This is a genomic window from Emticicia sp. MM, from assembly GCF_001649495.1.
The window spans coordinates 1-11,380 of the sequence record NZ_LXHX01000027.1 but is presented as its reverse complement, the minus strand read 5'-3'; the positions used below and the strand labels follow the sequence as shown (position 1 = coordinate 11,380).

Sequence of the window (11,380 nt, the reverse complement as noted above, 5' to 3'; positions counted from 1 at the left end):
TTATTCGCTACAATTTTAACACTTTCTTTTTGAATTTCTTTACTTTTTTCAAGAAATTCTTGTTTTTTTAGTCTCTCATTCAGAATTACTATCTCTTTTTTGTATTCGGAAATACTTTTCTGCAAAGTATTGACTTGCGATTTTAATGCCAAGATTTCTTCTTGAGCCTCTGATTTTTCAGAAAATAAATTATTGATGAGTTTACTGAAGCGAGCAAACACCAAAGCGTTTTCTTCCTTCATTATCACTTCCATATATTTTTGCTCAACGGTCTCACTCATTGTCTCAGATGATATTAGTAGTCCATGGCTAATAGTAGACAATCTATCATAAATAAAAGTATTAATTTTTAGATTATTATGAGAATTGTCGAATATGTAATTATAACTACTTAGTTAATGATTTTTTTGCTGCTTGCTTAAAATCAGCAATTAAATCTCTGATGTCTTCCAATCCGACAGAACAACGGATAAGGCCTTCGGTGATTCCAAGTTTTGCTTTGTCTTCTTTTGGCAATTTAGAGTGTGTTGTGGTATTCGGATTAGTAATAATTGTGCGTGAATCACCTAAATTTGATGAATTTGAAGCGATTTTTACCAGTTGTGTAAATTTTTTCACTCGCTCAAAACCACCTTCCAGTTCAAATGTTACCATTGCTCCACCAGCCTTCATTTGTTTTTTTGCTAATTCGTATTGCGGGTGAGTTGTTAAATGTGGGTATTTTACATTCGTAATACCTTCCATTTTTTCTAAAGCTTTGGCCAATTTTATTGCGTTTTCGCAGTGGCGAGCCATACGGATTTCGAGGGTTTCGAGACTTTTCGATAAAACCCAAGCATTAAATGGTGACATCGAAGGCCCTGTATGACGGCAGAAAAAACGAATTGGAGCAATAAGTTCTTTTGTTCCTGTAATTATTCCGCCCAAAACACGGCCTTGGCCATCCATAAATTTGGTGGCAGAGTGAACAATTAAATTTGCACCAAAATCGGTTGGGGTGTGTATAATCGGCGTTGCGAAACAATTGTCAACGTAATAGATTAGATTATGTTTTTTTGCCAAACGGCCTATCATCTCCATATCGACCAGTTCAAGTCCTGGATTTGAAGGGGTTTCGAGATAAACCATCTTCGTGTTCGGTAAAATTGCGGCTTCCCAATCGCTTTCGGGAGCGGTTGCATCAAGATACGTGTGACTAATGCCCCATTTTGCTAAGATTTGGGTTAGGATTTGGTGAGCCGAACCAAATAATGCACGAGAGGCTACTACGTGGTCACCCGATTTGAGGTGAGCAGCAAAACCAGCAAAAACAGCCGCCATACCCGTTGCGGTTGCAATACCTTCTTCACAGTTTTCAAGCATACAAACCTTATCAACAAATTCTTGAACTGACGGATTTGAGAAACGGGTATAGATATTGCCTTCGAGTGTTTCGTCAAAAAGGGCTTTTCCTTGTTCGGCATCTTCAAAACAAAAGCTACTGGTCAAAAACAGGGGAGTTGAGTGTTCTCTGTATTGTGAGCGTTTAGTTTGAATTCTTATAGCTTTGGTTTGTTTTTCCATGGGTATATTCAATCAAATTTCTTTGGTGTTTGGGTAAGATATGACATCAGACCTTTTATTCATCAAATTTTCCAGCTTTATAATTTTTTATCCAATCTTTATCAACTCCGCCGACTGTTTCAAAGAATGGAATGAAATATTGCTTCATATCAGCTTCAAAATTGCCAGTTGTCAAGAATGGTTCTGCAAAAATAACTGATTTTCGAGGGTAATCAAAGCCCGACATAATAATTGGTACTTTTGCTTGATGAGCCATGTAATAAAAGCCTGTTTTTAGCTTACTTACGTTTTTGCGAGTGCCTTCGGGAGCGATGGCCACTAAGAGCTTTTCGTGCTTCTTAAATGTTTCAGCTACCTGTTGAACAAAATTAGTGCTTTTGCTTCGGTAAACTGGAGTTCCACCCAATGCCCGAAAAAGCCAGCCAAATGGTGGCTTGAAAAGCTCTGCTTTACCTAAATATTTTATATCTAAATTAATGGTTGGTCGAGTACAAAGACCCACAAAAAAATCTGAGGTTCGGGCATGCGGTGCAACCACAAAAAGACCTTTTTTTAGGTGGTAAGGTGTATTTATGACTTTCCAACCCAATAGACGAAAAATAGTTTTGAATATCCAGTTTAGCATAGCATTTGGATTTACGAATGACGAATTTTGTTTAACATGATTATAGTGATTTATTCGTCACTTGAATAATTCGTCATTCATTAATTATGGTAAATTTTGAATGATAATAAAAGGTTTTGGGCTAAAGCAAATAACAAAAATTATAAGGGCCAACCAACCTAAAATCTTTCTTTCAAGGGTAAGTGGCTGCATATCATACGTTTTTGGGTGATAAACACCTAAAAAACGTCCAATCATTAATCCAAATGCTAAAAAACCTGAATAGCCCTCCACGGTAGGGAAAAAATAGGAAACTAATAACTGAACGGCCACTACCGAAAGAGCAATGAGCCAGTTTGTAATAGGGTTATCAGTTATTTTTGAGAAACATAAATAATTGAAAAATATGAAGACCGCAAACTTACCAATTAACTCAAAAAACATTTGAGTGTCTTGAGTTGTAAATTCGTGGGCATTAAAAAATCCTAATCCTGCGTAAAAAACAAACCCTCCGAATAGAATCGGCGAAACGATATTAAAGGCACGATCGCCAATTAGACCGTAAAGTATATGTCCGCCATCAAGTTGTCCGATTGGGAAGAGATTGAGAGCTGTAAAAAACAAAGATAAATATCCCGCAAAAATAATTGGATAGTTGGTGTAGAGATAAGGATGCGGAAGTTCGCCCGTAGAAACGTATTGTTCAAAGAAATTAAAAAGTAAACTATCACCCAACTTGATTGAAATATAATCAGGGCTTGTTTCGAGAAATTTTCCGTATTCGTTGCCATATTGTTTGAAAATTGGGAAAAGCTCAAATACATAGTCGAGTGGCGGGAGGTGTGTGAAACCGTACCAAAGCACAAATAAAGCTGCTATAAAACCCGCCAGTGGGCCTGCAATACCAATATCAAAATATTTTACACGAGATTCAAGGCGTTCTTTGATTCTAATAAAGGCACCGAGTGTTCCGAAAGTTGAAGTGATTCCTCCTAACCATAATGGAATATAGAAAGGGAGTGTTACTTCAGTTTTATGTTTTCTTGCAGTAAAGTAATGCCCAAATTCATGAATCGTGAGAACGCCCAAAAATGGTACTGAATATTTTAATCCTTCAAAAAATTCGTGCCAACCGAGTGTGTTTTCTCCGAAAAAAAAAGGCCTGCCATAAATCCATTCAGCACCTGTAAGTGTGGCAGAAATAAAAGTAATGATAAATAAAATAATTTGTATTAGGAGTGTACGCTGTTGATTCATGGGTTAGGTTTGTTGTATGCCACAAAGTAACAACTTAAAATATGTTTTTACAATATTCTACGATAGAAGTAGGTGGCTCAACTAAAATTGTTTGCATTCCGATTGCTTTGGCTGATTCGATGTTGTGATGGTTATCATCAAAGAATATAACTTCGTTGGGTTGGAGTTTATTCGCACGCAAGACTTCACGATAAATTTCGGCATCGGGTTTCCATAAGCCCATTTCGTAAGAAAGATAAAGTTTATCGAATAATAAATCCAAATTATTTATACCATGAGCTTTTTTGAGATAATTGTTGGAAGCTGTAATGTGGATATTATTGGTATTGCTGAGTAAATATACAGGGTATTTTTGACGAATATTATGAATTAAATCAATTCTATCGCTTGGAATATCAAGCAGAATTGCGTTCCATGCGGTGTCAACTTCGTGGTCGGAGAGGGGAAATCCAAGGGTTTGGCGGATGACCTCTCTGAACTCTTCATCGGTAAACTGCCCGCTCTCATATCTTCTAAAGATTTGGTCTTCGGTAATTTTTTTTTCGATGTAAGCAGGTGACTTTGATGTAAATTTGGCGAATGTCTGATAGATTCTCTGAAACTCGATATTGATAATGACGTTTCCGAAGTCGAAGATTACGGCTTTGAATTTCATACAGATTAAGAAATAGGATTGTTAGTGTTTATGTTTAGTGTCGGATGCTTAAATGAAACGTCACGCTTGAAAGAATATTTTATAGAAATAGAAATAGGAACCAATTTTGGCTGCCAAAGGGCATTCGCAATGATAAGATGAAATTCGTTTTTCAAAGCTCTCCGCTTTTCAACATATTATAAATTGTTGATTTTCCGATGTCAAGTTTATCGGCCACGAGAAGTACATCATCATCGTATTTATTCAAGAAATGACGTATGATTCGGCGTGTATATTCTCGTAAAGTTACTTCTTCGAGTAAAAATGCCCCTTCGGGCTTAATAGAATTGAATGTAATATCTTCTGAAGCAATCAAATCATCGGATGCCATCACGCAAGCCAGCTCTACAATTGCTTTCAATTCACGGACATTTCCAGGAAACGGATAACTCATGAGTTTCTGTGATGCTTCATTGGTCAGACCTAATTTTGGAAGTCGGTTTTTCTTACAATAATCTTCAATAAAGAATTTTGAAAGTAAAATAATATCATTTCCTCGTTCACGGAGTGGAGGGAGGGCCACATTCAGACCAAGCAAACGATAATATAAATCTTCACGAAAATTACCTCTTTGAACCTCTTCTGAAAGGTTTCGATGGGTTGCTACAATAATTCTGCAATCAATTTTTACAACTTGATTGCCTCCAATTCTTGTTATTTCTTGCTCCTGAAGTACTCGTAAGATTTTCGCTTGCATGGTTAGTTCCATTTCTCCAATTTCATCCAAAAATAATGTTCCACCCGTTGCTTCTTCAAATTTTCCGATTCGGCGGTTCATCGCTCCTGTGAAAGCTCCTTTTTCGTGTCCAAATAATTCACTTTCTACTAAATCTTTCGGAATTGCAGCCATATTTACAGCTACAAATGGTTTTTTGTTTCGAACCGAATTATGGTGAATCGCTTTAGCTACGAGTTCTTTCCCTGTACCAGTTTCGCCATAAATCGAAACATTGATATTGCTTTTTGATGCTTTTTCCATCAAATTAAAAACCCTTTGCAGAGCTGGACTATTACCTTTGATGGCTTTATCAAATTCATATTTCTCACGAACTTCTTCCCGTAATTGAGAAATTTCTTCTCGTAATTGTTGGGTTTCTTTGACTTTTAGAATTGCGTTCCACAAACGCTCTTTTGTATTTTCATCTTTTACTATGTAGTCATAAGCTCCATTTTTGAGTAATTGGACAGCCGTCGAAATATCTTCCTGCCCCGAAATGATAATTACTGGAATATCTGCATATTCTTTCTGGATACGCTTCAAGACCGTTTCGCCGTCCATATCTGGCAAAGAATAATCGAGCGTAATAGCAATTGGCCTTCTGTAGAGGTTATCCAAAAAACTTTTACCCGTTTCAAACCTTTCAACGGTGTAGTCAGGGTTTAGAGTTAGATGATATTCGAGCATTGCTCCATAAAAAGCATCATCTTCTACGATAAAAATAGTCTGAGTATTTTCCATAATTATACGAATCCAAATTTTACTCAATTTCCATAAAATATCATTCATTTCCAAATTATGGAAGTCATGAGAAATAGTTTATGTGGTAAGTTGTTGATAGTGAGTGTTTTATGTTTGTTGGCAAAGTTGGCAAAAGAATTGAACTATAATGTTCAGCCTTAACAAATATAAAAGTCAATGAAAAAACGACTCCTAATAATCGATGATAACAAAATGCTTTTGAGTTTAATGAAGCACTGTTACGGTGAAATGTTTGAACTCTATTTATGTCAAAGCATCAAGGCAGCTAAAGCTTTGCTAAAAAATGGCTTGTTTCCAGATGCTATCGTGACAGATCTGAATTTACCAGATGAAGATGGAAGAGGATTTATAAGCTATTTGAAAACGAACCCGCTTTATATAAACATCCCCTTAATCATTTTAACGGGAGAAGGCAGAAGCCAATACCGTATTGAGTGTCTTAGATTGGGGGCTGATGACTATGTAGTAAAACCTTTTCATCCAGAAGAGCTACAACTACGTATCAAAAAACAGTTAAACTTCGTCCCAGCTTCTGTGGCTTCATTTAGTTTGAATTTTGAAGGAAACCGTAGGAATAATTTTGATAGTGGAAATTTACTAACACCAAAATCTTCTTTTCGCAAACGTGCTTTCGATATTTTCGTAGCGGGTTCTGCTTTACTTGTACTTTCTCCAATTTTACTGATAGTTGCTATTTTAATTAAGTTAGATTCCAAAGGCCCCGTATTTTTCTTATCGAAGAGAATCGGGGCTGGTTACAAAGTTTTTGAGTTGTACAAATTCCGCACAATGCGAACAGGTGCCGAAAAAGAAATCAAGGATATGGCACACCTAAATATGTATGAAACTGATTTTAAAACAGAAAATACTGAAATCGACGGAGATTTGATTGATGATTCGGGCTGGAAAAATGAGAAAAAGTTTTTAGATGCACTAAATCAAAAATCAGCTTTTTTAAAGTTTAGGAATGATCCAAGAATTACCAAATTGGGAGCTTTCTTGAGAAATACAAGTATTGATGAAATCCCACAATTAATCAATGTCATTAGAGGAGACATGTCGTTGGTTGGTAATCGACCACTTCCAATATATGAAGCCGAAAAACTGACCAAAGATGAGTCAGTAGCCAGATTTTTAGCCCCTGCAGGTCTAACAGGACTCTGGCAAGTAACCAAACGAGGCAAGGGTGATTTATCGGCTAAAGAACGTCAGGATTTAGATAATATTTATGCTCACAATCACGATTGGAAATTTGATTTGACACTCATAGCCAGAACTGTCCCAGCTTTATTTCAATCGGAGAAAATGTGATACTTCCAGAATCGATATTTGTTTAAAGTAGGTCGTTAGATAAAAAATAAAGTATGAGTATTTTGAATCAATAGCCCACACTTAAAAAGAAACTATTAAAGAATTAGAGAGGAGAAATGGTAAAATAAAGTGTTTGATTCATTCAAATATGGAGCTACACATTTCGGTTTATATAAGATTATGTTCCATAAAATAGATAAAATTCCAAATTTTGGACTTTTTTTTTGTGAATAGTGTTGATAATCAATAGTTTAACTTTATGGTATGGTTTCTGAGTAATAATAACTACACGTGAACCCCTCAAAAAATGTATTTTAAGAATATAAATGAAATAACTCAGAGTACGATTGATGATTTTAAACTGAGTAAAAATTTTTTACTAATTTTTGTTGCTGAAAAATCGGCATTTGAACTTGGGAGTTTGATTGCCCTATTAGATAAAAATGCTTTGAAGTTTTTTGGTGGAGTTTATCCCACAATTATTCATGACATAAACAATCATCATGATGGAATTTTGATACTTGAACTGCCTCATGTACAAGAGGTCATTAAGTTTTCGATGAAAGATGAATCTACTTTCAAAGAAATCAAAAATCTTGAAGGTGTCAACACAGCAATTTTGTTGATTGACGCTATGGTCTCAGCTACCGATTTATTGCTTAAAAAAGTATATGGTTTGCTCAATAATCAAATAAATATTGTTGGAGGTGGAGCAGGATTTATGAGTTTCGAACAGCAACCGTGTATTTTTACTCAAGACGGAATGTTTGAAGATGGTGCAATTTTAGCACTCATGAATAATAAAAGTAAAATTGGTGTAAAACATGGTTGGGAAGTGTTTGCGGGGCCATTTATTGCTACTTCGACCGAAAAAAATATTGTAAAGGAACTTAATTGGAGACCAGCCTTTGAGGTTTATAAAGAGGTGATTGAGGCAAATTCTACAAACGAATTTACCGAAAATAATTTCATTGACATTGCTAAAATTTTTCCATTTGGAATCTATAAAGAAGGAGCTGAATTTGTCGTACGTGACCCTATTGCTATTAATGAAGATGGAGAGATTGTTTGTATTTCGGAAGTTCCCGAAAACTCAACCTTACAGATTCTAACGGGTGACCCCGAAAAATTGATTCTTGCGGCACGTGATGTAGCTAATCAGACTTATCATGAAGAAAGTGCAGCCGAATGTTTGATGGTTTTTGACTGTATTACCCGTGTAATGTATCTCGATAAACAATTTGAAGATGAACTGAAAGCGATGCGAGATGTCTATCGAGAAAAGCAATGTAAAATAAGAGGGGTGTCAACTTTGGGGGAGATTGCGTCTTCGGGAATGGGATTTGTAGATTTCTACAATAAAACAATTGTAGCAAGTAGCCTTTACAGATAGATGGAAGCAGGACAAAAAATAGATATTGCCCGTGAGATTTCACTTTTATACGAATTATCACTTTCGATTGGTAATTCACTTGACTTAAAAAAAAATTGTGCTGACTTTCTAAACGTATGGATGCGTCAGAAAAATATTGATTTTGGTTCTATTTGGCTTAAAAACAGCATTTTAAATTTGCCAAATTCTGAAAATTTTACTTTAATCTATGCCAATCCTGAGTTTAGTACAGACAAAAAGGAGATTACACTTAACCACTATTTTATGAGTCATCTCGAAGGGAATGGCGGCGTATGCATCAAAAGCGGTACGCCCCATTTTCAAGAGATAATTACCGAAAAAAACATTACTGACGGTTGCTATTGGATTTTACCTTTACCACAGTTGGGCTTTATAAAATTTTATTTTAGCCCTAAAAATCTCTCTCAAGCTGCTTTTGATTCAAGTGAAGTAAAAAAGGCAAGCAAAGTAATACGTAAATTTGGTGTTACTTTGCAATCTTGCCTTCTGCACAATCGTGTGATCGGATACCAAGAAGAACTCAAAAAACTTGCTGTCGTAGCAGAAAAAACCGATAATGCTATCGTAATTTCTGATAGTGAAGGTCGAATTGAATGGGTAAATGAAGGTTTTAGTCGTATTTCTGGGTATCTTTTAGATGAAGTAAAAGGCCGTAAACCTGGTGAGGTTTTGCAAGGTAGCGAAACAAATCTCGAAACTAAAAAATTTATAGGTGAGCAGCTTCGCCAGAGAAGTAGTTTCAGAACTGAAATTTTGAACTATTCTAAGACAGGACAAAAATATTGGGTCGAACTTTCTATTCAAGCAATTTATGATAATGAAGGTAAGCTTACAAATTTTATTGCCGTAGAATCAGATATTACCGAACGCAAGAACTACGAATCAGAACTCCGCCAGGCCAAAGAAAAAGCTGAAGAGGCCAGCCGAATTAAGCAAGAATTTATGGCTGTTGTGAGCCATGAGATTCGTACACCACTCAATGCCATCATGGGCATGACAAACTTAATTCAGAAAACAAGTCTCAGCCCATTACAATCAGATTATATCAATACAGTACAGATTTCGACCGATAATTTACAGGGAATCATTAACTCGATTTTAGATTTTTCTAAGATAGAGGCAGGAAAAATGACTTTGCAGAAGATTCCTTTTAATCCTAAAAAAATCCTACAAAATATTATTAATAGTAATGAGTTTAAAGCCGAACAAAAAGGTATCGGATTGTTTATGAAGTTCGATGAAAAACTCAATGTTACACTTCTCGGCGATTCGATTCGACTCTCCCAAGTATTATTAAATTTAGTAAGTAATGCTATCAAATTCACTGATACGGGAAGAATTAGTTTAGAGGCAAGAGTCGTAACAAAAATGAATAATGCTTTGGTGGTGGAGTTTGCTGTGTCTGATACTGGAAAAGGGATTTCTCCCGAAAAGCACAAATTAATTTTTGAAAGTTTTACACAAGAAGATTCAAGTATTAGCAGAAAATACGGTGGAACTGGCTTGGGGCTGAGTATATCTAAGCAGTTAGTTGAACTAATGGGTGGAGATTTACGAGTAAAAAGTGAATTGGGAGAAGGTGCGACGTTTTCATTTGTTGTTGGTTTTCCGATTAGTCAAGCTCCAATTGAAGAAACTAAGCAAAATAATGTTTCGAGTAATGTACTAATTGGGAAAAAGATTTTATTGGTCGAAGATAATGCCATGAATCAATTTTTTGCCCAAAAACTACTCGAAGGTTGGGGAATAAAAGTAGAAATAGCCAAAAATGGTTTAGAAGGTGTCGAGAAGTTCAGAGCAAAATACTACGATGGCATTTTGATGGATATTCAAATGCCTGAAATGGATGGTTTTCAGGCAACAAAAATAATTAGAAGCGAAAATACGCATATTCCCATTATTGCACTTACAGCTTTAATAGTGGATGAAGAAATTGACCACTTTAGTGCTGTTGGCATGAACGATTACATAGGTAAGCCGTTTGTAGCCGATGAATTGATGCAGAAGTTGATAAAATATATCACAGTTCCTCAAAGCTACTCACTTTTATCGCCAAAAGTTAAGGTTGAAGAGTCAGCAAAACTTTATAACAATCAGCTTTTGAGTCAAATGATGAAAGGAAATACGGTGCAGATTCGTCAGATGGAAAAACTGTTTGTGCAGCAGTCACAAGATACTTTACGCCAGTTTGCTGAATATTATACACAACAAAACTACTCGCAAATTGGGCATTTAGCTCATAAAATCAAAGCTTCAATAGATATGTTGCAGATTTTGCCACTTAAACAGCCAATCAGACAACTGGAAGCACTCGGAAAACAAGAAAAAGATTCAGCCGAAATGGTAAATTTGATAAAACTTACAACTGATATTCTACAAAGAGTTTGTGAGGAAATCCAACAATCACACCAATGACACAGCCACTTGTTTCTATCATTACGATTAATAATCGACAAGCAGAAGTAACTTGTGAACTTCTTGCATCGCTCAAACAAATTTCATACAAAAATATTGAAGTTTGGGTAGTTGATAATCATTCTGATGGTAGACTAAAAACAAGAATAAGGCAATCATTTCCACATGTACATATCATCGAAACCAAAGCTAATTTAGGTTTTGCTGGTGGAAATAATCTTGCCATTACGCAGGCTAATGGTGAGTTTTTGATGTTTTTGAATAATAATACCGAGGTGCATACAGACTTTCTCGAACCCTTAGTTGAGGTAATGCAAACCAATCAAAAAATTGGCATTTGTGCCGCAAAACTACGTTGTTTTCATCAACCAGATACTATTCTTTACGCAGGGGCTTCTGATTTACATGCATATAAAATTCAAAGTTCTACCATTGGTTACGGGAAAAAAGATAATGGACAGTACGATAAACCTACTCAAACAGCCTTGGCTAATGCAGCAGCAATGATGGTGCGGCGTTCGGTTATTAGAGAAGTTGGCCTCATGCCCGAGGAGTTTTTTTTGTATTACGAAGAAATAGACTGGTGTTTGAAAATTAGAGAGGCGGGTTTTCAGATTTACTTCGTACCACAATCTTTAGTTT

The 11,380-nt window shown here is 35.9% G+C and carries 10 protein-coding genes; 4 read left to right on the top strand and 6 right to left on the bottom strand.

Annotated elements, in window-relative coordinates; translation table 11 throughout:
• The 6 genes from A6M55_RS04090 to A6M55_RS04065 form a co-directional block, all read right to left on the bottom strand.
• Positions 1–281, bottom strand: a 281-nt coding sequence (locus tag A6M55_RS04090; RefSeq protein WP_156510979.1) for a hypothetical protein, incomplete at its 3' end; no start/stop codon positions are given.
• 106 nt (positions 282–387) lie between these two features.
• Positions 388–1,563 carry a PLP-dependent aspartate aminotransferase family protein gene (locus tag A6M55_RS04085; RefSeq protein WP_064196601.1) on the bottom strand — a complete coding sequence of 392 codons (1,176 nt, stop codon included), beginning with the start codon at positions 1,561–1,563 and terminating at the stop codon, positions 388–390.
• 55 nt (positions 1,564–1,618) lie between these two features.
• A complete protein-coding gene (locus tag A6M55_RS04080) occupies positions 1,619–2,188 on the bottom strand; it encodes a 1-acyl-sn-glycerol-3-phosphate acyltransferase (protein WP_064196600.1) in 570 nt (189 codons plus the stop codon).
• A gap of 84 nt (positions 2,189–2,272) precedes the next feature.
• Complete coding sequence (locus tag A6M55_RS04075; RefSeq protein WP_064196599.1) at positions 2,273–3,424, bottom strand: site-2 protease family protein; 1,152 nt, start codon at positions 3,422–3,424, stop codon at positions 2,273–2,275.
• A gap of 34 nt (positions 3,425–3,458) precedes the next feature.
• Positions 3,459–4,079 carry an HAD family phosphatase gene (locus tag A6M55_RS04070; protein ID WP_064196598.1) on the bottom strand — a complete coding sequence of 207 codons (621 nt, stop codon included), beginning with the start codon at positions 4,077–4,079 and terminating at the stop codon, positions 3,459–3,461.
• Positions 4,080–4,230: 151 nt separating this feature from the next.
• Positions 4,231–5,577 carry a sigma-54 dependent transcriptional regulator gene (locus tag A6M55_RS04065; protein ID WP_064196602.1) on the bottom strand — a complete coding sequence of 449 codons (1,347 nt, stop codon included), beginning with the start codon at positions 5,575–5,577 and terminating at the stop codon, positions 4,231–4,233.
• Between the two features lie 177 nt (positions 5,578–5,754).
• On the opposite strand from A6M55_RS04065, the gene A6M55_RS04060 reads away from it, so the two are divergent.
• The 4 genes from A6M55_RS04060 to A6M55_RS04045 all read left to right on the top strand — a co-directional run.
• Positions 5,755–6,909 carry a sugar transferase gene (locus tag A6M55_RS04060; protein ID WP_064196597.1) on the top strand — a complete coding sequence of 385 codons (1,155 nt, stop codon included), beginning with the start codon at positions 5,755–5,757 and terminating at the stop codon, positions 6,907–6,909.
• 307 nt (positions 6,910–7,216) lie between these two features.
• Positions 7,217–8,302: an FIST signal transduction protein gene (locus A6M55_RS04055; RefSeq protein WP_064196596.1), complete on the top strand. Its 1,086-nt coding sequence runs from the start codon at positions 7,217–7,219 to the stop codon at positions 8,300–8,302.
• The gene (locus tag A6M55_RS04050) at positions 8,303–10,738 is read left to right on the top strand and encodes a PAS domain-containing hybrid sensor histidine kinase/response regulator (RefSeq protein WP_064196595.1); all 2,436 of its coding nucleotides are present in this window, start codon (positions 8,303–8,305) and stop codon (positions 10,736–10,738) included.
• A partial coding sequence (locus A6M55_RS04045; protein ID WP_064196594.1) for a glycosyltransferase family 2 protein occupies positions 10,735–11,380 on the top strand: 646 nt, incomplete at its 3' end. The genes A6M55_RS04050 and A6M55_RS04045, both read left to right, overlap by 4 nt.

Excerpts from the sequence above, each read along its gene's own strand:
- A6M55_RS04085 (WP_064196601.1), bottom strand. The coding sequence starts at position 1,563 with ATGGAAAAACAAACCAAAGCTATAAGAATTCAAACTAAACGCTCACAA.
- A6M55_RS04080 (WP_064196600.1), bottom strand. The coding sequence starts at position 2,188 with ATGCTAAACTGGATATTCAAAACTATTTTTCGTCTATTGGGTTGGAAA.
- A6M55_RS04075 (WP_064196599.1), bottom strand. The coding sequence starts at position 3,424 with ATGAATCAACAGCGTACACTCCTAATACAAATTATTTTATTTATCATT.
- A6M55_RS04070 (WP_064196598.1), bottom strand. The coding sequence starts at position 4,079 with ATGAAATTCAAAGCCGTAATCTTCGACTTCGGAAACGTCATTATCAAT.
- A6M55_RS04065 (WP_064196602.1), bottom strand. The coding sequence starts at position 5,577 with ATGGAAAATACTCAGACTATTTTTATCGTAGAAGATGATGCTTTTTAT.
- A6M55_RS04060 (WP_064196597.1), top strand. The coding sequence starts at position 5,755 with ATGAAAAAACGACTCCTAATAATCGATGATAACAAAATGCTTTTGAGT.
- A6M55_RS04055 (WP_064196596.1), top strand. The coding sequence starts at position 7,217 with ATGTATTTTAAGAATATAAATGAAATAACTCAGAGTACGATTGATGAT.
- A6M55_RS04050 (WP_064196595.1), top strand. The coding sequence starts at position 8,303 with ATGGAAGCAGGACAAAAAATAGATATTGCCCGTGAGATTTCACTTTTA.